A 24,783-nucleotide genomic window follows, 5' to 3' on the forward strand; every position below is an offset into this window, starting at 1 on the left:
TCGTTCCTTTATCACTCCACTCCAGGCGTTGGCGCCGCCCCTCATCGCCCTGCCGGGCACTTCTCCCCGTATAGTGACGGGGAGAAGGGGGCTGGCCGCAACCTCGGCGCCCATTCTGCGACGCTGGTGATTGGCGAAACCATTGATGAGAGCGCCCCTCTCCCCGTCACTATACGGGGAGAGGATGCCGGCAGGCAGGTGAGGGGCGGCGCCGACTTCGACAATTGATATCTCAGCCAAAAGGTGTCGGCGGATACTCCGTCCGTTTCCGGCGAAGACGGCCCACCGTCAGCGAAGTGTTAATCGCTTGCGCGCCATGGTGGTCTCCCGCCAAGACAGCAGAGCCTCGCCATGTCCGATACGCCCTACAGTCCGAAAGGCCCGGTGCGGCCGGGCGCTGCGTCCCGCTCCGAAGTGACTGCGGCCATGCAAGGCGCCGACGACCGACACCGTAACGCGGCCACCATCGCCCGGCTCAAGGCAGAGCTCGCGGCGCAGGCGGCATTGATCGCCAGCCAGGAGCTTTCGCTGGCGCACAGCCGCAAGATCTTCGACCGCGCTTCGGTCGCCGCGCGCCTCGGCGTGTGGGAATGCAGCCTGCCCGGCGAGCAGCTGGCATGGACCGATGTGGTCTATGATTTGTTCGACCTGCCGCGTGGCTCGGTGCTCGATCGCTCGGAGATCATCAAGTGCTACCCGGCGGAGTCGCGCAAGGCGCTGGACACGTTGCGCGGCCGCGCGATCGCCGAGCGCAGCGGCTTCAATCTCGACGCCGAGATCACGACTTTCGCCGGCCGCAGCCGCTGGATACGCATCACCGCGACAGTCGAGTGCGAGGAGGGCGTTCCCGTGCGCATCTTCGGCATGAAGCAGGACATCACCGAAGAGAAGATCCTGTCGGACCGGATGCGCTATCTCGCCGAATATGACGTCATGACGGGGCTCGCCAATCGCGGCCGGTTCCAGGCGCGGCTGGCGCACGCCGACGAGGGCCGCCCGCTCGGCGCGCTGCTTCTGGTCGACCTCGACGGCTTCAAGGCCGTCAACGATACGTTCGGCCATGTCGTCGGCGACGAATGCCTGAAGGAAGCAGCGAAACGGCTTGCCGCCGGCTGCGGCGAAGCCGATCTGGTGGCGCGCGTCGGCGGTGACGAGTTCGCGGTGCTGGTAGGGCCGCATCTCGACCGTGGCGCGGTCTCTGGGCTGGCGCGCCGCATCATCGAGGCGATGGGCAAGCCGGTCGCCGCCTGCGGCCAGTCGCTCGGGCTCGGCGCCTCGGTCGGCATCGCCTTCACCGAGGCGGGTGCGCCCTGCGATCTGTTCGCGCAGGCCGACACCGCGCTCTATGCCGCCAAGGCGGCAGGGCGCAACACGTTCCGCATCTTCAAGGCGCAAGCCGGGGTGAGAGGCCGCAGCGCCGCGGCGTGAGAGCTAGCGGCTGTTTGTTGTACAGCCTCGCCGACCGGGCCCGCCATCTTCCACCAATGCAGTCGGTGGCGCCCATTTGCATTTGGCATGCAGGGCGCTCGCGAAAAGAGTGCTATGAAAGGGCAAGCGAGCGTCCTTGCTCCGCTCTTCCCGACATTCGAGGTCATTTTCGTGCGTGAACCGTCGCTGCTGCCTGTCTTTGGAAAACTTGGCCTCAAGGCGCCTGTCGCCCTGGTGGCGGCGCCGGTCCCGTCGACAAGTGTCGTGTCGCGCCTGCGGGAGCTTCTGACCGCGCATGGCGGCATGGTGCTGAAACTGTCGGTCATCGCCTGGACGGTGCTGATCCTGGGCGCCGTGTTTTTCATGATGCAGGGCTGATCGACATGGCCAACCGCTACACGCTGCGCATGGAGCTTCCCCAGAGCTGGAGCATCATCGACGTCTTCACCGGCCAGCCTGCCGTGGTCCGGCAGAAGGTGATGGTCGGGATGGGCCCGCGTGAGGCCGAGGACATGGTCGTGCAGATGAATGTCCGCGACGTCAAACGCCGCGAACGGGCCGAGCGCAAGGCCTGATCCGTATCGGCCGCCGGCAGAAGCCTGCCGCACCGCAAATCAAGGGATTCCCGTGAGAACCAGCCTGAAGCAGAAGATACTGGAGGTCTGCGACCGCAAGATTTCCGAAAAAGGGGCCGGCGTCGGCGTGTCGTTCTATGCGTTTTTCGCCAATAGGAACGACGACCCCGAACTCTTGATGGAAGCCGCCGAATGGTGGATCAGAACCCACCGCCTCGACCATTTTGAAAAGGCTGCGAAGATACGCGCGATGGTCGAGGAGATGGATCCTTAATCTTCGTTTTGAGCGACATGCATCAGGCTGATCAGCCGAAATCGGCCGCCGTCAGCACATACATGCTCTTGTGGGTGCGGTCGTAGGCCCTTGCCGCCACGTCGCGGATGGCGCTGCTCTCGGTGTCGAATGTCTGGAGGTAGCCGGCTTCGTCGGCCGCGGTTCCGGGCCGCATCTTGGCCATGGCGTCGGCAGCGACGGAGAAGGAGATCTGGAACATACCGTCATGGCCGACGAAACGGATGCGCTTGCCGGCTTCGTCATAGCTGCGGCTGCGGTTGGGGAAGGTGAGGCTCATGTCTTGACCTCCGTCGCGGCGGCCTTCTTGGTCACCCGCTTCTTCTTCGGCGTCGGGTTCAGGGCTTCGGCGACACGGTCGGCCTCTTCCTTGGCCAGCCGCAGCTCCCTCAGCCTTGCCGTCTTGATCTCCCGGGCCCTTGCCTCGGACATGTATTCGGCGGTTGCCTTGTTTTTTTCCGCTGTCTTTTTCTGCTTGTCGACAAAGCGGGCTTCAGCTTTTTCCATGATCGTCTGATTGCCTTCGGCCATCGAAGAAATCTCCCTTGTGCCTGAAATCGTGAAAGTGAACTTGTCCGATAAATAGGCACTCGATCGGCAAAATTCAATCTTTTGAATTATTTGACACTCTGCGGATAGCACGAAACGGCTGGCCGAAATAATACTTTTGAATATTTAATCTGGCTCGCGAATAATTTTTGGCACTCCTATCTATCGAGTGCCAACGCGTCTATAAAGGACGGGCGTGGCCGCCTGTGCCGGCCCCAGAAAGAAGTTCCCATGAAATTTCGGCCACTCCACGACCGCGTCGTCATTCGTCGCGCTGAAGGCGATATCAAATCCAAGGGCGGCATCATCATTCCCGATAATGCCAAGGAAAAGCCGCAGGAAGGCGAAGTCATCGCCGTCGGCCCGGGTGCACGCGACGAAAACGGCGCGCTGATTGCACTCGACGTCAAGGCCGGCGACTTCATCCTGTTCGGCAAATGGTCGGGCACCGAGGTCAAGATCGATGGCCAGGACCTTCTGATCATGAAGGAAGCCGACATCATGGGCGTTATCGACAAAACCGGCGTCGAGAAGACCGTGCCTGCCAAGAAGGCCGCCTGATTGGAGCGCTGCGTGTCCTTCGGGATGCGCAAGGGACACTCCGGGCTTTGATCATGGAGGGCAGGGCTCTGCCTTCCTCAACCGAACTGGATAAAAAATCATGTCTGCCAAGGAAATCAAATTCTCCACCGATGCGCGCGACCGCATGCTGCGCGGCGTCGAGATCCTCACCAATGCGGTGAAGGTCACGCTCGGCCCCAAGGGCCGCAACGTCATCATCGACAAGGCCTATGGCGCGCCGCGCATCACCAAGGACGGCGTCACCGTCGCCAAGGAAATCGAGCTTGCCGACAAGTTCGAGAACATGGGCGCGCAGATGGTCCGCGAAGTTGCTTCGAAGACCAACGACCTCGCCGGTGACGGCACCACCACCGCCACCGTGCTGGCCGCCTCGATCCTGCGCGAAGGCGCCAAGCTGGTCGCCGCCGGCATGAACCCGATGGACCTCAAGCGCGGCATCGACCAGGCGGTTTCCGCCGTGGTCAAGGAAATCCAGGCGCGTGCCAAGAAGGTCAAGTCGTCGGCCGAGATCGCACAGGTCGGCACCATCGCCGCCAATGGCGATGCCAGCGTCGGCGAGATGATCGCCAAGGCGATGGACAAGGTCGGCAATGACGGCGTCATCACCGTCGAGGAAGCCAAGACCGCCGAGACCGAACTCGACGTCGTCGAAGGCATGCAGTTCGACCGCGGCTATCTCAGCCCGTATTTCGTCACCAATGCCGACAAGATGCGCGTCGAGCTGGAAGAGCCCTACATCCTCATCCACGAGAAGAAGCTCGGCAATCTGCAGGCGATGCTGCCGATCCTCGAGGCGGTGGTGCAGAGCGGCAGGCCGCTGCTGATCATCTCCGAGGACGTCGAAGGCGAGGCTCTGGCGACGCTGGTCGTCAACAAGCTGCGCGGCGGCCTCAAGGTCGCGGCCGTCAAGGCGCCGGGCTTCGGCGATCGCCGCAAGGCGATGCTGGAAGACATCGCCGTGCTGACATCAGGCCAGATGATCTCCGAGGACCTCGGCATCAAGCTTGAAAACGTCACCATCGAGATGCTCGGCCGCGCCAAGCGCGTGCTGATCGAAAAGGACACCACCACCATCATCGATGGCGCCGGCACCAAGGCGACGATCCAGGCGCGCGTCGCCCAGATCAAGGGCCAGATCGAGGAGACGACGTCCGACTACGACAAGGAAAAGCTGCAGGAGCGGCTGGCCAAGCTCTCCGGCGGCGTTGCCGTCATCCGCGTCGGCGGCGTCACCGAGTCGGAAGTCAAGGAAAAGAAGGACCGCATCGACGACGCGCTGAACGCAACGCGCGCCGCGGTTGAAGAAGGCATCGTGCCCGGCGGCGGCGTCGCTCTGTTGCGCGCAAGGTCGGCACTTGCCGGCCTGACCGGCGCCAATGACGATGTGACGGCCGGCATTTCGATCGTGCTGCGCGCGCTGGAAGCGCCGATCCGCCAGATCGCCGAGAATTCCGGCGTCGAAGGCTCGATCGTCGTCGGCAAGCTCACCGACAGCAAGGACCACAATCAGGGTTTTGACGCCCAGAACGAGACCTATGTCGACATGATCAAGGCAGGCATCGTCGATCCGGCGAAAGTGGTGCGCACCGCACTGCAGGACGCCGGCTCGATCGCGGCTCTTCTGATCACCGCCGAAGCGATGATCACCGACATTCCGGCCAAGGATGCCGCGCCGGCAGGTGGCGGCGGTGGCGGCATGGGCGGCTACTGATCCTGATTCAGGTGAGGCCGGCCTGCAAACGCCGGTTTCCTGGGCTTCCGGTGCTCACGTACCCAAAAGTACGCTCCGCTCCGGTTCTCGGAAACCACCGTTTTCGGCTCGGCCTGACCTGAATCTTCTACGCCGGTTCCAAGAGCCGGGACTACCGCCGGGGGATTTTCTCCCGGCGTTCAGGCCTCTAGCCCAGGAGACGGATCCATGATCACGTTCGTGCGGAAGCCAGAGACGGTCGTCACGACCGAAAAGACCGAGGAAAGCCGCTTCGACCGCATCCGCAGGATTGCCGCCGACAAGCACAAGAAATCCGATTCCGACACGGCAACGCCAGCAAAGAGCGAGCCCAAACGCCCGATGTGAGGCTGCGGCGCTGCCGCAATCAGAGCCCTACCTCCGATCGCCGGAAGCAGCCGGCCGCGTGGTCGTTGACGATGCCGACCGCCTGCATCCAGGCATAGACGATGGTCGGGCCGACGAACTTGAAGCCGCGCCGCTTCATCTCCTTGGAAATCCGCTCCGACAGCGGCGACGACGCGATCCAGCCATGGCCGTCGCTTGCCACAACTTTGCCGTCCGTGAAGGACCAGCAGAAGTCTGCAAAGCTCTCGCCGCGCTCCGCCATCTCGCAGAAAATCTCTGCGCCCCGGATCGTCGCCTCGATCTTGGCGCGAGCGCGGATGATGCCGGGATCGGCCATCAGCCGTTCGATATCGGCCGCGCCGAAGCGCGCGACCTTTGCAGGATCGAAGCCGGCGAAGGCGGCGCGAAAGGCCTCGCGTTTCCTGAGCACGATGATCCAGGCAAGGCCGGCCTGGAACCCTTCGAGCATCAGCATTTCCCACAGCATGCGGGGATCGCGCTGCGGAACGCCCCATTCCTCGTCGTGATAGGCGCGCATCAGCGGATCGCCCTGCGCCCAGCCGCAACGATGATGTGCATGATTGTCCATCGCGGTGCTCCGTCACACGATACTGTGGCGAACCGGCGCCACGGTCCAGTCCACCGTACGCTGATCGATCATGGCATGCACCGGCGAGTGCCCCATCTCGGTCATGATGCCGCTTGCAGCGTTTCTGCCGGCCTCGACTGAGGCCCAGACCAGCATGTCGACGATGGTGCCGTCGTCACGCTCGGCAATCCGGCGCGACAGAAAGCCATGCTGACGCCGCAGCCAGGCGTCGATATCGGCATTGGCGGCGATGAATTGTGTGCAGGATTGGCCATTGAGCCTGAAGGTCGTCACTTCGATTGCCTCCGTCATGTCATCTCTCCATTGGCAGGGTTCATGGTGCTCAGCCCTGCGTCGTCGGGCGCACGATCAGTTCGTTGACGTCGATGCCATCCGGCTGGCCGATGGCAAAGCCGATCGCCTCGGCAATCGCACTGGGCGGAATGGAAGCCTGGTTCAGCATGGCGCGGGCGCCTGCTTCGACTTGCGGGTTGGCGATGCCGTCGAACAGTTCTGTGCGGGTTAGGCCGGGGCTGACGACCGTCACGCGCAGATCCCGGCTTTCCTGGCGAAGTCCCTCCGAGAGCGCCCTGACCGCGAATTTGGTGGCGCTGTAGACGGCGGCCGTGGGATCGACCCGGTGCCCGGAGACGGACGCGACGTTGATGATATGGCCGGACTTCTGTTCGCCCATGATCGGAAGCACGGCGGCGATGCCATTGAGAACGCCACGCAAATTGACGTCGATCATCCGGTTCCAGTCGTCGACGCGCAGTTCGGCCATGAACGACAGCGGCATCACGCCGGCATTGTTGACCAGCACGTCGATCCGACCATGGCGCGCATGGGCGGCTGCGGCGAAAGCCTTGACGCTGTCGAGATCGGTCACGTCGAGCTCCTGGGAAAAGGCCTGTCCGCCGGCTCGCTCGATGTCCTGCGCGATTGCCGCGATCCGGTCGGTGCGCCGGGCGCCGAGCACGATCCGGTGGCCGCTGGCCGCGAGGTGGCGGGCGGTGGCCTCGCCGATGCCGCTCGAGGCGCCGGTGATCAACACCACCTTGCTGGCCGATGAGTTGGGTGAGTGTGTCATGAAGGCTCCGCCTGTTGGTTGGGAGCCAAGCTCCCGTTGGCGGCGTTATGCGACGCGGCGCCTGTGAACCGTTATCGCGATCCTGCAAGATTCATGCACGATCCTGCAAAGCTCGATTGCCGCCGCTGGCTTGGCTTGCAGGATCGGATATGATCGGCGCCATGGCCGTTTCGACGATATCCTTTTGACATCCGCACACGCCCCTTACGGCGAGATGGCATCGATCATCGCCCGCTTCACGACGCAGGACGAGGAGTGCGCGACTGATATCGACACGCTGTTCCTCAGCCGGCGGTCCTCGACCGACAAGAGCGTCCACACAGCGCAGTGGCCCTGCTTTGCGCTGGTGGTGCAGGGCGCCAAGAGCCTGACGCTCGGATCGGAACTCCATACTTATGGCGTTGGCGACTATCTGGTGGTGTCGCTCGATCTGCCGGTCGTCTCCCGGGTGACGGAGGCGAGCCCGGACGTGCCGAACCTTGGCCTGGGGATGCGGATAGAGCCGGAGCGGCTGAAGGAGCTTTTTGGCCGGATCGGCAGCGCAAATTCCGCGCTCGCTTCGGACGAGATGCGGGCAGTGGCGGTCAACAAGGCGCCGCCCGACCTGCTCGATGCGGTTTTGCGGTTGCTGCGCCTGCTCGATCGGCCGCGGGATATTCCCGCGATGGCGCCGCTGATCGAGCAGGAGATCCTCTACCGGGTGGCGACCGGCCCCTTCGGTCCGGCGCTGCTGCAGATCGCGATGCTCGAAACGCCGACAAACAGGGTTGCGCAGGCTATCGCCTGGCTGCGGCAGAATTTCACGCGGCCGCTGCGCATCGAGGACCTGGCGCAGCATGTCGGCATGAGCCCGTCCTCGCTGCATCACCACTTCAAGGCGGTCACGGCGATGACGCCGATGCAGTATCAAAAGCAGTTGCGCCTTTACGAAGCGCGGCGCCTGATGCTGACCGAGCGGCTGGATGTCGGCTCGGCCGGCTACAGCGTCGGCTACCAGAGTCCGTCGCAGTTCAGTCGCGAATACAGCCGGCTCTACGGCCGGCCGCCGCTGCGCGACGTCGCGGCAAGCCTGGAGCCGGCACGCGGGTTCTGACGATCGGTTGAACGCGCTTCTGCCGGTTTTCGCAGGATTGCCGCCTACAAGCACAAGAAATCCGATTCCGATACGGCTGCTTCGCCAAAGAGCGAGCCGAAACGCCCGATGTGAATGTGCGGCGCCGCCGCCACTTTCCGGCCCGAGCTCGATGCCTGTCCGAGCCGTGATCCAGCCAGATCACCTCCGCAATCCAGGTGGCTGCTATCGGCCTGTCTACTATTGTCATTATATTAGCCAAGGCGCATATTTATCCGGCAGTGGGCCCTTGGTCGCCAACGCGTCCAAGGGCGCCTGCGATTGTTCCGAAAAATAAATCACTCCGTGCCGCTCGAATTATGGAGCAGCCACGAGAGAATGACATTTGGAGGAAATACCCATGAAAGTGACTATTTTGGCAAACTATGCGCCTCATGCCGCCAAAGGATTGATGCAAGGTTCGGACAGGCAAGCTGCGGTCAAGGCGCTTTTTGAAAGCGTTGGCGGCAAGGTGACCAGCGTGATGTTCACGCGCGGTATCTATGACGTCGTCGTCAATGGCGAGGTGCCGGACCAGTCCGCGGGGATCGGCATGTCCCTTGCGGTGCGAGCGAGCGGCTCGCTGACCGAGATGGTTGTCCTGGAGGAACTCGACATGAAGGCAGTGCTCGCGGCCGCCAACAAGGCTGCCGGCGCGTACAAACCCGCGGGCTAATGGACTTGCCTTTTTGATCAAGGCAGCACGGTTCGATGGATGTGCCGTGCTGCCGAGTTTCGGACAGGACATCTTCTTCCGACTTTCGCGGCGACCGGAATTCACGCTAGTATCGTCCGGTGATCGTTTGGTGCAGAGAGCTTGCGAAAACGAAACCGCGATTCTCGATACGGAGACAAGTTCATGTTTGCGGCCAAGGCCATCGACACGTCGGACAAGGCCGCGTTCTACCGCGACCTCGCCGCCCAGCTTAAGGCGCTGCTCGAGGGCGAGCGCGATTCGATCGCCAACGCCGCCAACACCGCGGCGCTGATCTTCCAGATGGTGCCGGACCTCAACTGGGCGGGGTTCTATTTCCTGCAGTCCGACGAGGAAATGGTGCTCGGGCCGTTCCAGGGCAAGCCGGCCTGCGTGCGCATCGCCGTAGGCAAGGGCGTGTGCGGGACGGCGGTCGAGCTCGGCACCTCGATGCTGATCAAGGACGTGCACGATTTCCCCGGCCACATCGCCTGCGACGCCGATTCGCGTTCGGAACTGGTGGTGCTGCTCGAAGACGATGACGGCGTCTTCGGCGTGCTCGACCTCGACAGCCCGTTGCCCGGCCGCTTCGACAAGCAAGACCAGGCCGGCATCGAGACGCTGGCGGCGATCTACGCCGCGGCGAGTTCCTTCGAGGATTAGGGCATATTGATATTCAGGTGAGGCCGGCCTGCGAACGGCGGCTTTCTGCGCTTCCGGTGCTCACGTACTTAAGTACGCTCCGCTCCGGTTCTCGAAAGCCATCGTTCTCGCCCCGGCCTGACCTGAATCTAAACATGCCCTGGCCCGGTCTAGACTAGACGAACTTCACCAGCATCAGGCTGAAGCAGCCGATGAACAGGAAGGCCGAGAAGGCGAGCGCCAGCGGGCGCAGGCCGCGCGAGCGCAGCTGCGAAATGTCGGCCTGCAGGCCCATAGCGGCGAGCCCCATGGTCAGCATGATGGTGGTGGCAAGCGCCATCGCCGATTTCACTTCGGCCGGCACCGCGACCAGGCTGTTCAGCACGACGACGGCGACGAAGGCGGCGACGAACCACGGCATGGGCGGCCGCGCCGCCGAGCGATCGCTCTTGCGGCGTGCCATCAGGCCGAGCGCGATGACCATCGGCGCCAGCATGGCGACGCGGGTCAGCTTGGCGACGGTGGCGATCTCGCCGGACTGGGTGCCGTTCTGGAAACCGGCGCCGATGACTTGCGCCACCTCATGGATCGAAGCGCCGGCCCACAGGCCGAAAGCGTGCTGGTCGAGGCCGAGCGTGGGTGCGAGCAGAGGGAAGCCGAGCATGGCGACAGTGCCGAACAAAGTGATCGAGGCGACGGCGTAGGTGACGTCCTCGTCGCGCGCATCGGTGACGATGTTGGTGGCGACGATGGCCGAGGCGCCGCAGATCGACGTGCCGGCGGCGATCAGCTGCGCCAGCTTGGCGTCGACGCCGATCAGGCGGCCAAGCGTGATGGTGAAGACGAAGGTCGAGCCAAGTGTCAGCGCGACGATGCCGACGCCGCTGGCGCCGATCGAGACAACCTGGCCAAGCGTCAGCTGGAAGCCGAGCAGTACGATGGCGAAGCGTAAGAGCCGGCGCTGTGAAAAGGCGATGCCGGCCTTCGCGTGGGCGGGCGTGCCGAGCACGTTGGAGTAGATCATGCCCGCGACGACGGCGAGGATCATCGGGCTGAGCAGGGCAAAGCCGGAGACATTGTGGGCGGAGAAGGCGACGGCTGTGTTCATCGCCACCAACACGATGCCGGGGATGACACCGTTCCACACCGAATCGAGCCGCTTGCGGCCCGCCGCCAGATCAGCGGAAATCGTGCTTTTCGGAATATCGTTCGCGACGCGGGTCAGGGAAGACAATGCAATTCTCCAGGCAAGTACCCCAGGAGAATGTCATTCCTGAACCGATCTTTCCAACGAATTGTTATGGTTAGAATGATCGATTTTTCCGAACGATTTATGGACCTATCGCCGCCAGGCCCGAGCGATTTCAATGTTCTGCAGCGCATATCCATCGCTGCGGCGAACACAGGACCTACGATCCTAAATGTCATATCGCTCAAGCTCGAGATATCGGCTGGAATAATTTAGGCGATGCCCCAAGTGGATCTGACTTGCGCCGCGATCGAATTTGCCGCTGTGTGCGGATAAGAGTTTGGCGTAATCAAATGCGCGATTGGTGCGTAGTTGGTAAGAATAGGGCTGCTGCCTAGATTATTCCCCGTCAGCGCGATACCCAAGCAGGTCCAGCCCGCTGTCCTGATGAAATAGTCCAAGTACGCCAATGCATCTGGAGCTTGATTTCTCGCAGCTGCGCGCAAAGGAATTACAAGGTGCGATATTCCATGTCGTTGCTGTGCGGCAGTTACGAGGCTGACAACGCCAGGAGGCAAGATTTGCGGGCTCTGTTCTTGCGGTGAGCTTGTTTCGATGTACGCCTTCACCAGAGAGGGAATTTGTGTCGTTAGACCCAGCTCCCAACATTCTTGACGTCTTCCCACTCCCGTCAAAGCTCTGATCGTAGATGTCTTTCGAGTACCTTTATCGCCGACTACCGCCCAGAATTCCAATCTTGCCCCCCAATAAGATTCTCCCCTGACTGGAACCTGACAGGCTAACGGCAAAAGGCAAGCTAACAGCAGACATTCAAGCTTCTAGGCGCAAATCCGACGCCTACCCCTCGATCCCCGGGATCAGCAGGCAGATGTAGCGCCAGCAGATCCGGCGCGCCCGTTCCAGGTCCTCTTCCTCATATTCGCCGGCGCTCTGCCAGAAGAAGCCGTCGATCAACGCGGCGATGCCGTCGACGGTGTCGTCGACCTGATCGGCCGGAACCAGCCGCTTGACGGCATAGCGGATGTTGGAAACGAAGCGCGCGCCGGTCAGGTGGTAGAGATGCTTGATGCGCGGCTCGGTCTGCGCTGCGATCATGAACTGCATCCAGGTCACGGCGCGCTTGGGCACGCCGAGGTGCTGCGGTGCGAAAGAGCCGTCGACGATCGCCTTCAGCCGTTGCACCGGCGTCGGATCGGCAGGCGCCAGCTTCAGAATATCCTGGCGAAACAGGTTCGACAGGTTGCGCATGGCCAATGCCATCAGCTCTTCCTTGCTGTCGAAATAATGGTTGACCAGCCCAGCCGACATGCCGGCGCGCCGGGCGATCACCGCCATCGTGGCGCCGGACATGCCTTCCTCGCCGACGACGGCAATCGCGGCGTCGACCAGCTCGTCGCGGCGCATCGCCTTGATTGATCGTTTCGCCATTGCAATGCCTTCTCGTTTGTATATTGATTGGCCATTCAATACATTATATCGTCATTCAATCCAAGCCGGAGTTCACATGCCCAGCGTCGTCATTTCCGGGGTCAGAACGGTCGAAACCCACTGGATTCCGCTTGCCGACGGCCGCAAGCTGGCCGCCCGCCTGTTCCTGCCTGATGACGCCGAGAAGAACCCAGTCCCGGTAATCCTCGAATACATACCGTATCGCCGCCGCGACGGCACGCGCACCGGCGACGACGAGATGCACCTTTTCTTCGCCGGGCATGGCTATGCCTGCGCGCGTGTCGACATTTCCGGTGCCGGCGATTCCGACGGCCTGCTCGATGACGAATATGTCAAACGCGAGCAGGATGACGGGCTGGAGATCCTGGCGCATCTGTGCGCGCAGCCCTGGTGCACCGGCGTCGCCGGCATGATCGGCATCAGCTGGGGCGGGTTCTCAGGCCTGCAGCTGGCGGCGCGCCGGCCGCCGCAGCTGAAGGCGATCGTCACGGCGTGCTCGACCGACGACCGCTATGCCTGCGACGCGCATTACAATGGCGGCCTGGTGATCAACGACAATTTCGGCTGGGGCGGGGCGCTGTTCGGCTATTCGGCACTGCCACCGGACCCTGCCGTCGTCGGCGAGGATCGCTGGCGGCAGATGTGGAGAGACCGCCTCGACGATCACAAGAACCATGCCGCCGAGTGGCTGAAGCACCAGCGCCGTGACGCGTTCTGGAAGCAGGGCTCGGTCTGCGAGGATTTCTCCGCGATCGAGTGCGCGGTGCTGGCCGTCGGCGGCTATCTCGACGGCTATACGCAGACCATCTTCAATCTGGTCGAGAATCTCGAGGCGCCGGCCAAGGGCCTTTGCGGTCCCTGGGGCCACAAGGAACCGAACAGCGGCGTGCCGGGTCCGGCGATCGGCTATCTGCAGGAATGCATCCGCTGGTACGATCACTGGCTGAAGGGCATCGACAACGGCGCCGACCGCGACCCGGACATGCGCCTCTATCTGATGGACTATGCCAGGCCGCATTCGCACATCGACGCCCGGCCGGGCCGGTGGCTCGGCTTTCCGCAATGGCCGGCAAAACAGATCGGCGGCAAGGCTTATTGGCTGAACGGCGACGGCAAACTCGGCGAAACGCAGGGCGCCGGGGCAGGGCCGCTGACCATTTCATCGCCGCTCACCACTGGCGTGCAGGGGCAGGAATGGTGCCCCTACGGCCAGGGCCGCATCTCGGCCGAAGGCGCGCGCGACCAGCGGGCCGATGACGGCGGCTCGCTGTGCTTCGACAGCGCTGACATGGATGCCGACCTGCCGCTTGCCGGCATATCGAAAATCAGACTGCGCGTTGCATCGGACAAACCGCAGGCACAAATCTGCGTCAGGCTGAACGATGTGGCGCCCGATGGCACCTCTGCCTTCATCACCTTTGCGCTGCTCAATCTTGCGCATCGCGAGAGCCACGAATTTCCGACGCCGTTGACGCCGGGACAGTTCGAGGATGTCGAGCTTGCCTTCAAGCCGGTGGCGCAGATCATTCCCAAAGGACACAGGCTGCGGGTGGCGATTTCATCCTCCTACTGGCCGATGGCCTGGCCGTCACCGGAGCGCACCATGCTGATCTTCGACCCGAAGGGCTGCCGGCTCGATCTGTCGGTCCTGGCCAGCGAGGATGGTCTCGCGCCCGTCGCCTTCGAGGAGGCGCTGTGGGCCGAGCCGGGTCCGGTGACTGTCAAGGAGCCGGCACGCCAGTTGCGCTCACTGACGACAGACCTGCCGACCGAGCGCACCGAGCTGACGGCATTGTCCGATGACGGCCGTTTCGTCTTCGAGGACATCGGCACCGAGATCACCTCCTGGCGCCGCAAGATCTACGGGATATCAGACAATGATCCGACGAGCTGCGTGACGCAGGTGACCTGCCATGAGGAGTTGAGCAGGCCCGATTGGAACGCGCGGCTCGATTGCGAAATCACCGTCAGCTGCGACCGCGACAGTTTCCATATCAGCGGCTGGGTCAAGGCCTATGAGCGGGGAACGATCTTCGCCGAACGGACTTACGACGAGGTCATTCCACGCGACTGCCTATAGTCAACAAACGTGCAGCCAACAAAAAAGGGGAACAAAAATGCGCATGAAACTCGACCGCAGAACATTCCTGGCCGGCTCGTCGGCACTGGCGATCCTGCCCTATGTCGGCTTTGCGCGGGCTGCCGACAGAACCAACCCGATCATCGCGCTCGATGCCGACATCGGCAATCTCGATCCGGGCAACCGCGTCGGCACCACCGAAGGCAACATCATCCGCTCGGTCTGCCAAACCCTGGTGCGCTTCGAGCCGGGCAAGACCAGCTGGACGAATGACGCGGCCAAGGAGATCAAGCAGATCTCCGACACCGAGTTCGATTTCGAGCTCAACCCTGGCCAGATGTTCACCGGCGGTTTCGGCGAGATGACCGCCGACGACGTCAAATACTCGTTCGACCGCTACATCAACGGCGACAAGAGCGGCAAGAAGCTTGCCTATGCCGACGACATGGAAGCGCTGAAATCGGTCGAGGTGACCGGCAAATACACCGGCAAGCTGATCCTCAAGCACCCCTCGGCGGCACTCTGGCTGATCGGCATCTGCGATGCGTCAGGCGCGATCCTGTCGAAGAAGGCCGTCGAACAGCTGGGCGACAAGATCGCCACGACGCTGATCGGCTCCGGCCCGATGGTGCTCAAGGAATGGCGCCCGAAGGAGCAGTTCGTGCTCGCCGCCAATCCCGACTACAAGGGTCCCTACAAGGCGCATTTCGAGGAGATCACCGGCAAGATCATCCCCGAGCACAAGACCTCCTTCCTGTCCTATCAAGCCAAGGAACTCGACTTCACCGCCTTCGATGCCGACCAGCTCGACACCGCCAAGGGCCTGCCGGACACCAAGGTGATCGACATTCCCGGCGTCGACTACACCTGGATCGGCATCAATGTTGAGAAGGGCGATCTCGCCGACCTCAAGGTGCGCCAGGCGATCCGCTTCGCGATCGATGTCGACGCCATCATCCAGGGCGCCTATTCCGGCGCCACCTCGCGCGCCAAGACGCTTCTGGCGCCCGGCCTGCTTGGCAACTGGGCCGATGCGCCGCTCTACACCAGGGACGTCGCCAAGGCGCAGGCGCTGCTCGCTGAATCCGGCAAGACGGGGCTGACCTTCACCTTCACCTGCCTCAACGACGCGACCTCGCTGGCGGTGGCGCAGATCGCGCAGGCCAACCTCGCCGAGGTCGGCATCACGCTCACCATCAACGCGATGGATTCCGGCGCCTACTGGGCGCTCGGCGCCGACGATGCCAGCAAGGATCTCGAACTGACGCTCATTCCCTACACCTCCAAGTTCGACCCGAGCTTTCAGACGCAATGGTTCCTCGCCAGCCAGATCGGCCTGTGGAACTGGCAGCGCTGGAACAGTCCCGAATTCGACAAGCTCCACCAGGAAGGGCTGGAGACACTGAACAAGGCCAAGCGCGAGGCGATCTATATCAACATGCAGAAGCTGCTCGATGAATCGGCCTCCTGCATCTGGATCACGCATGGCCGCAACTTCTTCGTCGACGCGGCCTGGCTGAAGCCGATGTTCCTGCCCAATGGCAAGGACTGGCAGTTCGAGTTCTTCGACAAGGCGTGAGCGGGAAGGGGGCTGCCGCCAACCCTCCCCGCTTATGGTAGAGAAGTCGCATAAGGGCAAAGACCCCCCTCACCCGGATTGCCAAGACCGAATTGCAAAGAGCAATTCGGGGCAATCCGACCTCTCCCCGAGGGGAGAGGAGGGAGCTGGCACGAGCGCAATCCTCTTCTCCCCTCGGGGAGAAGGAGGACGCGAAGCGGCCGGATGAGGGGGCCTCAGCGCCAGCCTCAGCGATTGGCCATCTCCAGTTAGGTTGAAGCCATTGACCGACCCTGACGAACCGGACACCCAGCGATGACCAGACCGCAACGGACCGCTGCTTTTATCGCCAGCCGTCTGGCGTCGGTGGTGCTGACCATCGCCGGCGCCACGCTGCTTCTGTTCCTGATGGTGCGCTTGGTGCCGGGGGATTTCACTTCGGTGATGCTCGGCCCGCGAGCGACGCCGGAGCTGCGCGCCCAGATCACCCATGACATGGGGCTCGACCGCAGCATGATCGAGCAGCTCTGGCTGTTCGCCAGCCGTGCCGCGACAGGCAATTTCGGCGAGGATGTCGTCTCGCACCGGCCGATCCTCGATATCGTGCTCGATGTCATCCCGAACACGCTGGCGCTGGCCTTCAGTGCGCTGGCGCTGGCGCTGGTGGCCGGCATTCCGATCGGCGTCATCGCGGCGCTGAAACCGGGCTCGTGGCTCGACAGTGGCCTGGCGCTGCTGTCGATCTCCTTCATCACCACGCCGACGCTGGTGGTGTCGGTGATCCTGTTCCTGGTCTTCGCCATCGGCCTGCACTGGCTGCCGGTGGCCGGCGCCGGCGACCCCGGCGATATCATGGACCGGCTGCAGCATCTGATCTTGCCCAGCGTGGCGCTGGCGCTCGGCTGGGTTGGCTATATCTCGCGGCTTGTGCGCGCCGCACTGCTCGACACGCTGGCGGAGCTGCATGTGCGCACGCTGCGCGCCTATGGCGTCTCCGAATACCGCATCGTCGGCCTCTACGCGCTGAAGCTCGCGCTGGTGCCGGTGGTGTCCATCCTCGGCATCGGGCTCGGTGACCTGATCGGCAGCTCGGTGGTCGTCGAGATCATCTTCGCCCGTTCCGGCATCGGCAGCCTGATCTTCAATTCGATCGCCCAGCGCAACTACCCCGTCGTGCAGGCTTGCGTGGTGTTCATCGTCGCCTTCTACATCGTCGCCAATCTGGTGGTCGACATGATCAATGCGCTGCTCGACCCGCGCATTGCGGCGGGCCGCGGATGAGCGGACTGGTCGCGACGCTCAAACGCATCTGCTTGGAACGTGACGGCCGGCTTGGGCTGGCCTTCACGTGTCTCATCCTGGTGTTCGCGCTGGTTGGCCCGTTGGTCAGCCCCGACCCCAACGCCATCGACATCAAGGCCCGCTTCGCGCCGCCGGGCGTGACGCATCTTCTGGGCACTGATAATCTCGGTCGTGACCTAATGGCGCGCACCTCGGTCGGCACGCGCTATGCGCTGACGCTGGCGGTGATGATCGTCGTCATCTCGTCGGTCATCGGCTCGCTGATCGGCATTGTCGCGGGCATCGCCGGCGGCTGGGTCGACCGGGCGGTGACGGCGGTGTTCGACATCGTCAACGCCTTCCCGCCGCTGATCCTCGCCTTCGCGCTGATTGCGCTCTACGGCAAGGGCTCGGCGACCTTCGTGCTTTTGGTCACCGTCGTCTTCATTCCGCAATTCGGCCGCATGGCGCGCGCCCGCGCGCAAACCCTGCGCAATCTGAGCTTCATCGAGGCCGAGCGCATGCTGGCCGTCCATCCCGTCACCATCGTGGTCAGGCACTACCTGCCCAATGTCGCCGGACCGATCATCGTGCTGGCCAGCATGAACCTGCCAGTGGTGATCGCCTTCGAAGCTTCGCTCTCCTTCCTCGGCTTTGGCGTCCAGCCGCCGAAATCCTCTCTGGGCACGCTGATCAAGGACGGCTTCATCTCGATCAACCAGTCCTGGTGGCCGACTGTTGCCGCAGCCCTTGTGCTGGCCATCGCCACGCTCGGCGCCACCTTGCTCGGCGAAGCGCTGCGGCGCGTCATCGACCCGAAGTCGGCGGGGGTGCGCTGATGGCGATTTCGCTGCGCAACCTGTCGGTCGACTACAGCCTGTCGCAAGGCACCGCGCATGCGCTGCGTGGCGTGTCTCTCGACATTCAGAAAGGCGAACTGCTCGGGCTGGTCGGCGAATCCGGCAGCGGAAAATCGACCGTCGCCTTCGCGCTGATGGGCCTGCTCGCCAACAATGCCAAGGTCACCTCTGGCACGGCGACGATCGACGGCAAAAGCTTCGACCTGACGAAGCGCAATGCGACGGCGGCGTTGCGCGGTCGCGGCATGGCGATGATTTTCCAGGACCCGATGCTGTCGCTCAATCCGGTGTTCACCATCGGCACGCAACTGTGCGAAGTGCTGCGCCGGCGCGCGCCCAACGGCGACCGCAAGACCCGGGTCGCGATGGCCGAAGATGCGCTGGACAAGGTCAAGCTCAGCAACCCGCGGCGGCGGATGAACCAGTATCCGCATGAACTGTCCGGCGGCATGCGCCAGCGCGTGGTGATCGCCATGGCGCTGCTGTCGGAACCGGCGCTGCTGATCGCCGACGAGCCGACGACAGCCCTCGATGTCACCGTCGAGGCGCAGATCATGCGCGAGATCATCAGCCTGCGCGACCGCATCGGCTGCGCGGTGCTTTTGATCACCCACAGCCTCGGCCTGGTCACCGAATATTGCGACAAGCTTTCGGTGCTCTATGCCGGCGAGAGATTGGAAAGCGGCACGGTCAGAGAGGTGCAGCGCCAGCCCGGCCATCCCTATACGCGCATGCTGTTCGACTGCGAGGTGCCGATCGACCGCGAGCGCCATGCCGATGCCTCGGAGAACCGCTTCACGGTGATATCAGGCGACCTGCCGGACCCGCGCCGGCGGCCGCCCGGCTGCATCTTCAACGGACGCTGCGATGTCTCGTTCGACGAGTGCGCGACGATCAATCCGGACGATTATCCCGTCGGCAATGACGCCGGGCACAGCGCCCGCTGTCTTCGGTTGCGCGCGTCATGACCGACGCGATCTCGATCAGCAATGCGCAACTGCGCTTTGGCGAGACCGCAGCGCTCGACGGCGTGTCGCTGGCGATTCCGCAAGGCACATGTTTCGGCATCGTCGGCGAATCCGGCTCCGGCAAGACGACGCTGATGCGCGCCGTTCTCGGCCTGCAGAAGCTCGACCAGGGCGAGATCCGCATTCTCGGCAATCCGCTGGTGCACAGCCGCGCCGCTCTCAAGCAGCGCGCCAGCTTCATCCAGCCGATCTTCCAGGATCCGGCTGCCTCGCTCTCGCCGCGCAGCCGCATCCGCACGCTGATGAACGAGGTCGGCACGGTGCTGAGGGAACCGCATGCCGCAATGCATGAGCGGCTGCGCGTCATCCTGGACAGGCTTGGCCTGCCGCCAGGCGTCATCGACAAATATCCGCACGAGATCAGCGGCGGCCAGGCGCGGCGCGTGGCGATCGCCAGGGCGCTGTTGATGAAGCCGTCGATCCTGATTGCGGACGAGCCGACCGCCGGTCTCGATGTCTCGGTGCAGGGCGACCTGCTCAATCTCCTGCAGGACATCAGGCGGTCGGACAGCATCACGCTGGTGGTCATCAGCCACAATCTGGCGATCGTGCGCCTGATTGCCGAAAACGCCGTCGTCATGCGCGCCGGCAAGGTGGTCGAGGGCGGCGAAGTGGGATCGCTGTTCAAATCGCCTCGGGAAGCCTACACGCGCGAATTGCTGGCCGCGTGGCCTGGTGTCACGCAGTCCGGAGTGTCGGGCTGAGCGCTGGTCAAAGCTGCGCTTCGATGGCCGCCTTGTCGATCACCGACCAGACATGCCTGATCCTGCCGTCAAGAAATTCATAGAAGACGTTCTCGCTGAAGGAGACTTTCCGGCCGTTGATGGGCAGGCCGAAGAAGGTTCCGATCGGCGTGCAGTTGAACTGGAGCCGGCTGGCTATGAAGGGCGTATCCGAGATCAACAGCTGGATGTCGAAATAGAGGTCCGGAATCTCGGAAAAATCCCGCTCCAGCATCTTGCGATACCCGGCCAGCCCGACCCGGTCGCCATTGTAGTGCACCTCATCATGAACGAACCGGTGCAGGTGCCGCCAGTCCTGATTGTTGAGGCAAGCGATGTAGCCGAGATAGGTGTCGGTAAGATCGGTGTCGGTCACGGCGATTGCTCCGGTGCTGATGCCTGGTCTCGAACCTGTGGTTCGCGCGAACAGGAAGATAGAACGACCGCGGATTCAATCCAGATGGATTGCGCTCTATCGGCAGCAACGCAGAGGGCGGCCGGCAGTCGCCCGCCGCCCCCTGTGCGCGACGCCTTCCTAGAACACGCCGCGGTCGTTGCTCCGCTGGTCGTCTTCCGCCAGATGCGGTTGGTAGATTCCCGTCCGCGCCGTTCGCCGCCAGGGCCGGGCCGGGTCTCCCGGATTGCTGTCGATATCGGCGACGGCAATCGCGGGGGCTCCATCGGCTGGGCATTGCGCCGCCCAGCGGCCGCCGGGGGCAACGATTCCCGAAGGCGCAGTCAGGCTGTGTTGCGCGGGGATCGAGAAACTCGCCCAATAATTGTTGCTTGCCGCGTGTCCTTGCATCTCGACGGCGAAAGCCGGGCCATCGGCGGCAGTGATTGTCGAGAACAGGACGCAGTCGACATCGAGCCTCTCATAGTCGATGAAAATCTCGGGAAAGTGCGCTTCCATGCCGAGCGTGCAGCCGAAGCGGAGCCCGTCGACCTCGAACGTCACCGGGGTCGAACCCGGCGTGTACATGAAGGAGATCTTGGTGTTCGACAGCATGCGCTCGTCATAGCGCGTGACCAGTTCGCCGCGATCGGAGACGACATACAAGCTGTTGTGCGGCCGGCGCGGCTGGCTGAGTTGATGCACCGACCCGAAGACCGTCCACAGTCCAAGTTCGCGCGCAAGTGCTGTCGTCGCCTCAAGTTCCTCGCGCAGCACCGTCCATTCGAACCGGCTCCAATCGGCCGGCCCGATATGTTCGCGGCCGCTGGCCGACATGATGCGCTTGTTGGGAGAGCAGGTCGCGCCTTCGGGAAAGTGCAGCAGTCTCGCGCCCGCCTGCCGGGCCTCCCGCATCAGGCGTCGCATCTCCAACCCGCTGTCGCGCAGTTTGCCGATGTCGCGCGGGTCGTCATGGACGGTGCTTTGCGCCACGGCCAATCGAACCGATCTCACTTCGGGCGCCGCATCATCCGGCGCGCCGCGGTGAAAATGCCTGAGAGCGGCCGTGTAGGACTCGCCTGTCCTGGCAGCGCGAGCCCGCACACGACGTTTGAAATTTACGTTTTGGGTCATTGTCATGGCCTTTCACGTTCCGGATGGCGTTCCCCAGCAACCACATCCGAAACGGTCGGACCAAGACAGCGGCCTGAGACTGGAAAGCCCCTTTGCCTCCGTTGAAAGACCGTGCTGGGGACAGTCCCTGGAGGTTCGGCGCAGGCCACGCCGTGGAGAATGATGCCGATGCTGTCCTGCTTCGTCAACTAGGTACGCAACAGATCCTGGCCGATCGAAAAGCTCACATCTAGTCCCGGTAGCGCAGCGCGTCGACCAGTAGCGAGAAGGCGGGTGTCGCCTGCCGGCGGCTGGGGTAATAGAGGTGGTAGCCGGGGAAGGGCGCGCACCAGTCGGCGAGCACCCGCACCAGCCGGCCGTCGGCCAGATAGGCTGTCACCTGGTCCTCGGGCAGATAGGCAAGAGCCAATCCGGCAAGCACGGCATTCAACCGCAGTGCGGCTGTGTTGAACACCAGCTGGCCCTCGACCCGCACCTTCAGTTCGCGTCCGGCCTTCTCGAACTCCCACGCATAGAGCCCGCCATAGGTCGGCAGCCGCAGATTAATGCAATTGTGGTCGGTCAGGTCCTGCGGCACGCGCGGCTTCGGCCGCGTGGCGAAATAGGCCGGCGCCCCGACCACCGCCATGCGCATGTCAGGGCCGATGCGCACCGCGATCATGTCGCGCGCCACCTGTTCGCCGAGCCGCACGCCGGCGTCGTAGCGCTCGGCGACGATGTCGGTCAGGCCGTAATCGACGATGATCTCTATCCTGATGTCGGGATAGTCCGGCAACAGCCTTGATATCGCAGGCCACAGGATCGCATCGGCTGCGTGCTCGCCGGCGGTGATGCGGATGGTGCCGGCGGGCTTTTCCCGCAAGGCGCTGAGCGCGGCGAGCTCTGTCTCGATCTCGTCGAGCCTCGGCCCGACGGTGCGAGCCAAACGCTCGCCGGCTTCGGTCGGCGAGACGCTGCGCGTGGTGCGGGTCAGAAGCCTCACGCCCAGCCGTTCCTCCAGCGCGCGCACCGTATGGCTGAGCGCCGATTGGGAAACGCCGAGCTTGGCCGCCGCCCTGGTGAAGCTCTCTTCACGCGCGACGGCGAGGAAGGCGGTCAGCTCGTTCAGATTGTCTCGCGGCATTCATGAGCCCTTCTCATAAGTACATGCCGGTTATAGCAGCTAATCACGGGCAATCGCAGGCCCTAAATTGGCATCATCACAATTGGGCGCCCAAACTCGGCGGCCCTGAGGACCGGCCGCAGTGTCCTGCCTGGCGCAGACGAAGGGAAAGACCATGGATATCAAGCGAAGCGGCTCTCAAGCTTCGGCCAAGGGACCGGGCGACTGGTTCACCGGCACGGTGCGCATCGACCCGCTGTTCCAAGCCATCGCACCGGCCCGTGCGGCCGGCAACGCCGTCACCTTCGAGCCCGGTGCGCGCACAGCCTGGCACACCCATCCGCTCGGCCAGTTGCTGATCGTCACCGCCGGCTGCGGCCGCGTGCAGCGCGAGGGCGGCCCGGTCGAGGAAATCTGGCCCGGCGACGTAGTCCGCTTCGAGCCGGGCGAAAAGCACTGGCATGGTGCAGCACCCACCACCGCCATGACCCACATCGCCATCCAGGAAGCGCTCGACGGCAAGGCGGTCGACTGGATGGAGCACGTCAGCGACGCGCAGTACCAGGCCTGATCGCCGGAGCCAGCAGAATGTCCACGCCCGCACCGCACAAGACGGCCATCCTGGCGATCATCCTCGTCAGCTACGTGATGATCGTGCTCGATACCTCGATCGTGCTCACCGGCCTGCCGAAGATCCATCAGGGCCTGGGCTTCACCGATGCCGGGCTGGCATGGGTGCAGAGCGCCTATACCTTGACTTTCGGCGGCTTCCTGCTGCTGGGGGCACGGGCGGGCGACATTCTGGGCCGTAGGCTGATGCTCATCGTCGGCCTCGCTCTGTTCACGCTCGCCTCGCTGGCGATCGGTGCTGCGCAATCAGCGGCCTGGATGATCAGCGCGCGGGCCATCCAGGGCCTTGGCGCCGCCATCTTGGCACCGTCGACGCTGGCACTTCTGCAGACCACCTTCGCCGAGGGCTCCGAACGCACTCGCGCCGTGTCCTACTACAGCGCCGTGGCCGGTGTGGCGGCAAGCGTCGGCCTGGTGCTGGGCGGCGTGCTTGCCGACTGGATCTCCTGGCGCGTCGGCTTCTTCATCAATCTCCCTATCGGCATCGCGATGATCATCGCCGCACGCCGATACATCGTGGAAACCGAGCAGCGCGCTGGCCAGCTCGACATCGTCGGCGCCCTGACCTCGACCGTTGGCATGACGGCCCTTGTCTACGGCTTTATCCGCTCGGCCGACACTGGCTGGGCAAACGCGCCGGGACGATCGCGTCGCTGGCGGGCGCGGTGCTGCTGCTTGGCGTCTTCGTCGTCAACGAGTGGAACGCAAGCCAGCCGATCATGCCGCCGCGGTTGTTTGCCAGCCGCGAGCGCGCTGGCGGCATACGCCGCCCGCATCCTGTTCCTGGGCGCCATGATCGGCTTCTTTTTCTTCACCACGCAGTATCTGCAAGGGGTGCTCAACTACAGGGCATCGCTGACCGGCATGGCCTTCCTGCCGATGACGATGGTGAATTTCGCTGTGGCAATGGTCGTGCCGCAGCTGACCCGTAGGTTCGGCAATGGCCGGCTGCTCGCCTGCGGCCTCACGCTCTGCCTCGCGGGCATGGCGTGGCTGAGCCGCGCCTCGTTCGACACCAGCTACCTGACCGGTGTGGCGCTGCCGATGGTGCTGATCGGCGCGGGACAAGGCATGGCGCTCAGCCCGCTCACCACATCGGGCATTGCCGGCGTGGCGCCTGAGGATGCCGGCGCTGCCTCGGGCGTCGTCAACGTCGCTCATCAGCTCGGCAATTCGCTTGGCCTTGGCGTGCTCGTTGCCGTTGCGGCGGTGGGCGCCGGCGCGCTCGATGGCCGGGAGCTGCTCGCATACCGCGTCGGCACCGCGCTCACCGCCGGCTCCGCCATGCTGGCACTCGCACTGCTGATCGTCTGCGCGCTGATCGTGTGGCCCCGCAAGGCGGCGCAAGCGGTTGCGAGCGGCGCGAACGCCTGAGTGCCGGACATGGGGCGACAGCCTCAATAGGAATCGAAAGGAGAACAACAATGCAAAAGCGCACACTTGGCACTAGCGGTCTCGAAGTCTCGGCTCTCGGACTCGGCTGCATGGGCATGACCTCGGTTTACGGGCCGCCGGCCGTGAGGGGCGATATGATCTCGCTCATACGGACAGCCGTGGATCAAGGCGTCACCCTGTTCGATACGGCAGAGGCCTACGGCCCCTTTGTCAATGAGGAATTGGTCGGGGAAGCGCTGGCGCCGTTGCGGGACAGAGTGGTGATTGCCACGAAGTTCGGCTTCGACATCAATCTTGAGACGGGCCAGCGC

The 24,783-nt window shown here is 63.5% G+C and carries 29 protein-coding genes; 19 read left to right on the forward strand and 10 right to left on the reverse strand.

All coding sequences use genetic code 11. The features are described 5' to 3' along the window. Positions 1–351 precede the first annotated feature (351 nt). The 4 genes from FCU66_RS26180 to FCU66_RS26195 all read left to right on the forward strand — a co-directional run bounded on the left by FCU66_RS26180 (position 352) and on the right by FCU66_RS26195 (position 2,277). Positions 352–1,428 carry a diguanylate cyclase domain-containing protein gene (locus tag FCU66_RS26180; protein ID WP_136616351.1) on the forward strand — a complete coding sequence of 359 codons (1,077 nt, stop codon included), beginning with the start codon at positions 352–354 and terminating at the stop codon, positions 1,426–1,428. A 114-nt stretch (positions 1,429–1,542) separates the two neighbouring features. Next, on the forward strand, positions 1,543–1,806 hold the full coding sequence (locus tag FCU66_RS26185) for a hypothetical protein (protein ID WP_246094013.1): 264 nt from the start codon (positions 1,543–1,545) through the stop codon (positions 1,804–1,806). Between the two features lie 5 nt (positions 1,807–1,811). Beyond that, positions 1,812–2,003 (forward strand): hypothetical protein, encoded by a 192-nt coding sequence (locus FCU66_RS26190; RefSeq protein ID WP_027160878.1) that lies wholly within the window; start codon positions 1,812–1,814, stop codon positions 2,001–2,003. A gap of 52 nt (positions 2,004–2,055) precedes the next feature. Then, complete coding sequence (locus FCU66_RS26195) at positions 2,056–2,277, forward strand: DUF6500 family protein (RefSeq protein WP_136616352.1); 222 nt, start codon at positions 2,056–2,058, stop codon at positions 2,275–2,277. Between the two features lie 31 nt (positions 2,278–2,308). Here the strand turns inward: FCU66_RS26195 and FCU66_RS26200 are convergent, their stop codons facing one another. Continuing rightward, entirely contained in the window at positions 2,309–2,575 is a 267-nt protein-coding gene (locus tag FCU66_RS26200; protein WP_136616353.1) for a DUF1488 family protein, read from the reverse strand. Then, entirely contained in the window at positions 2,572–2,826 is a 255-nt protein-coding gene (locus FCU66_RS26205; RefSeq protein WP_109660335.1) for a hypothetical protein, read from the reverse strand. Before FCU66_RS26205 ends, FCU66_RS26200 begins: the two co-directional genes overlap by 4 nt. A gap of 249 nt (positions 2,827–3,075) precedes the next feature. On the opposite strand from FCU66_RS26205, the gene FCU66_RS26210 reads away from it, so the two are divergent. The 3 genes from FCU66_RS26210 to FCU66_RS41305 all read left to right on the forward strand — a co-directional run bounded on the left by FCU66_RS26210 (position 3,076) and on the right by FCU66_RS41305 (position 5,503). After that, positions 3,076–3,405 carry a co-chaperone GroES gene (locus FCU66_RS26210; RefSeq protein ID WP_136616354.1) on the forward strand — a complete coding sequence of 110 codons (330 nt, stop codon included), beginning with the start codon at positions 3,076–3,078 and terminating at the stop codon, positions 3,403–3,405. Positions 3,406–3,505: 100 nt separating this feature from the next. After that, entirely contained in the window at positions 3,506–5,137 is a 1,632-nt protein-coding gene (gene groL, locus FCU66_RS26215) for a chaperonin GroEL (RefSeq protein WP_136616355.1), read from the forward strand. 207 nt (positions 5,138–5,344) lie between these two features. Then, positions 5,345–5,503, forward strand: coding sequence for a hypothetical protein (locus FCU66_RS41305; protein ID WP_164482308.1), 159 nt, complete (start codon positions 5,345–5,347; stop codon positions 5,501–5,503). A 19-nt stretch (positions 5,504–5,522) separates the two neighbouring features. Here FCU66_RS41305 and FCU66_RS26220 read toward each other — a convergent pair whose 3' ends face one another. The 3 genes from FCU66_RS26220 to FCU66_RS26230 are packed head-to-tail and all read right to left on the reverse strand — an operon-like array spanning position 5,523 to position 7,182. Continuing rightward, positions 5,523–6,092: a DNA-3-methyladenine glycosylase I gene (locus FCU66_RS26220; RefSeq protein WP_136616356.1), complete on the reverse strand. Its 570-nt coding sequence runs from the start codon at positions 6,090–6,092 to the stop codon at positions 5,523–5,525. Between the two features lie 12 nt (positions 6,093–6,104). Beyond that, a complete protein-coding gene (locus FCU66_RS26225) occupies positions 6,105–6,404 on the reverse strand; it encodes a hypothetical protein (protein ID WP_136616357.1) in 300 nt (99 codons plus the stop codon). 31 nt (positions 6,405–6,435) lie between these two features. After that, a complete protein-coding gene (locus FCU66_RS26230) occupies positions 6,436–7,182 on the reverse strand; it encodes an SDR family oxidoreductase (protein ID WP_136616358.1) in 747 nt (248 codons plus the stop codon). Positions 7,183–7,366: 184 nt separating this feature from the next. Between FCU66_RS26230 and FCU66_RS26235 the strand changes: the two genes are divergently transcribed. The 3 genes from FCU66_RS26235 (at position 7,367) to FCU66_RS26245 (ending at position 9,650) form a co-directional block, all read left to right on the forward strand. Next, on the forward strand, positions 7,367–8,275 hold the full coding sequence (locus FCU66_RS26235; protein WP_136616359.1) for an AraC family transcriptional regulator: 909 nt from the start codon (positions 7,367–7,369) through the stop codon (positions 8,273–8,275). A 379-nt stretch (positions 8,276–8,654) separates the two neighbouring features. Further along, positions 8,655–8,969, forward strand: coding sequence for a GYD domain-containing protein (locus FCU66_RS26240; protein WP_095200474.1), 315 nt, complete (start codon positions 8,655–8,657; stop codon positions 8,967–8,969). A 183-nt stretch (positions 8,970–9,152) separates the two neighbouring features. Next, a complete protein-coding gene (locus FCU66_RS26245) occupies positions 9,153–9,650 on the forward strand; it encodes a GAF domain-containing protein (RefSeq protein WP_136616360.1) in 498 nt (165 codons plus the stop codon). Positions 9,651–9,804: 154 nt separating this feature from the next. Here the strand turns inward: FCU66_RS26245 and FCU66_RS26250 are convergent, their stop codons facing one another. Continuing rightward, positions 9,805–10,863 carry a YeiH family protein gene (locus tag FCU66_RS26250; RefSeq protein ID WP_136616361.1) on the reverse strand — a complete coding sequence of 353 codons (1,059 nt, stop codon included), beginning with the start codon at positions 10,861–10,863 and terminating at the stop codon, positions 9,805–9,807. An 813-nt stretch (positions 10,864–11,676) separates the two neighbouring features. Beyond that, positions 11,677–12,267, reverse strand: coding sequence for a transcriptional regulator BetI (betI, locus tag FCU66_RS26255; protein WP_136616362.1), 591 nt, complete (start codon positions 12,265–12,267; stop codon positions 11,677–11,679). Positions 12,268–12,343: 76 nt separating this feature from the next. On the opposite strand from betI, the gene FCU66_RS26260 reads away from it, so the two are divergent. The 6 genes from FCU66_RS26260 to FCU66_RS26285 all read left to right on the forward strand — a co-directional run bounded on the left by FCU66_RS26260 (position 12,344) and on the right by FCU66_RS26285 (position 19,799). Continuing rightward, entirely contained in the window at positions 12,344–14,368 is a 2,025-nt protein-coding gene (locus FCU66_RS26260) for a CocE/NonD family hydrolase (protein ID WP_168991738.1), read from the forward strand. A gap of 37 nt (positions 14,369–14,405) precedes the next feature. Then, complete coding sequence (locus FCU66_RS26265; protein WP_136616364.1) at positions 14,406–15,947, forward strand: ABC transporter substrate-binding protein; 1,542 nt, start codon at positions 14,406–14,408, stop codon at positions 15,945–15,947. A 294-nt stretch (positions 15,948–16,241) separates the two neighbouring features. Continuing rightward, positions 16,242–17,207 carry an ABC transporter permease gene (locus FCU66_RS26270; RefSeq protein ID WP_136616365.1) on the forward strand — a complete coding sequence of 322 codons (966 nt, stop codon included), beginning with the start codon at positions 16,242–16,244 and terminating at the stop codon, positions 17,205–17,207. Next, entirely contained in the window at positions 17,204–18,046 is an 843-nt protein-coding gene (locus tag FCU66_RS26275; RefSeq protein WP_136616366.1) for an ABC transporter permease, read from the forward strand. Before FCU66_RS26270 ends, FCU66_RS26275 begins: the two co-directional genes overlap by 4 nt. Then, positions 18,046–19,035: an ABC transporter ATP-binding protein gene (locus tag FCU66_RS26280; RefSeq protein ID WP_136616367.1), complete on the forward strand. Its 990-nt coding sequence runs from the start codon at positions 18,046–18,048 to the stop codon at positions 19,033–19,035. Before FCU66_RS26275 ends, FCU66_RS26280 begins: the two co-directional genes overlap by 1 nt. Continuing rightward, positions 19,032–19,799: an ABC transporter ATP-binding protein gene (locus tag FCU66_RS26285; protein WP_136616368.1), complete on the forward strand. Its 768-nt coding sequence runs from the start codon at positions 19,032–19,034 to the stop codon at positions 19,797–19,799. The genes FCU66_RS26280 and FCU66_RS26285 overlap by 4 nt, the downstream gene beginning before the upstream one ends. Positions 19,800–19,806: 7 nt before the next feature. Here FCU66_RS26285 and FCU66_RS26290 read toward each other — a convergent pair whose 3' ends face one another. From FCU66_RS26290 to FCU66_RS26300, 3 genes are all read right to left on the reverse strand, one after another. After that, positions 19,807–20,193, reverse strand: coding sequence for an ester cyclase (locus tag FCU66_RS26290; RefSeq protein ID WP_136616369.1), 387 nt, complete (start codon positions 20,191–20,193; stop codon positions 19,807–19,809). Between the two features lie 159 nt (positions 20,194–20,352). Beyond that, entirely contained in the window at positions 20,353–21,345 is a 993-nt protein-coding gene (locus FCU66_RS26295; RefSeq protein WP_136616370.1) for a carbon-nitrogen hydrolase family protein, read from the reverse strand. A gap of 229 nt (positions 21,346–21,574) precedes the next feature. Further along, a complete protein-coding gene (locus FCU66_RS26300) occupies positions 21,575–22,468 on the reverse strand; it encodes a LysR family transcriptional regulator (protein ID WP_136616371.1) in 894 nt (297 codons plus the stop codon). 154 nt (positions 22,469–22,622) lie between these two features. Here FCU66_RS26300 and FCU66_RS26305 point away from each other — a divergent pair, with 154 nt between their 5' ends. The 3 genes from FCU66_RS26305 to FCU66_RS26315 form a co-directional block, all read left to right on the forward strand. Next, on the forward strand, positions 22,623–23,018 hold the full coding sequence (locus FCU66_RS26305; protein WP_136616372.1) for a (R)-mandelonitrile lyase: 396 nt from the start codon (positions 22,623–22,625) through the stop codon (positions 23,016–23,018). 17 nt (positions 23,019–23,035) lie between these two features. Beyond that, positions 23,036–24,451 (forward strand): MFS transporter, encoded by a 1,416-nt coding sequence (locus tag FCU66_RS26310; protein WP_136616373.1) that lies wholly within the window; start codon positions 23,036–23,038, stop codon positions 24,449–24,451. A 50-nt stretch (positions 24,452–24,501) separates the two neighbouring features. Further along, a partial coding sequence (locus FCU66_RS26315) for an aldo/keto reductase (RefSeq protein ID WP_136625453.1) occupies positions 24,502–24,783 on the forward strand: 282 nt, incomplete at its 3' end.

The sequence above is a fragment of the Mesorhizobium norvegicum genome (assembly GCF_004919685.1).
Taxonomy (GTDB): domain Bacteria; phylum Pseudomonadota; class Alphaproteobacteria; order Rhizobiales; family Rhizobiaceae; genus Mesorhizobium; species Mesorhizobium norvegicum.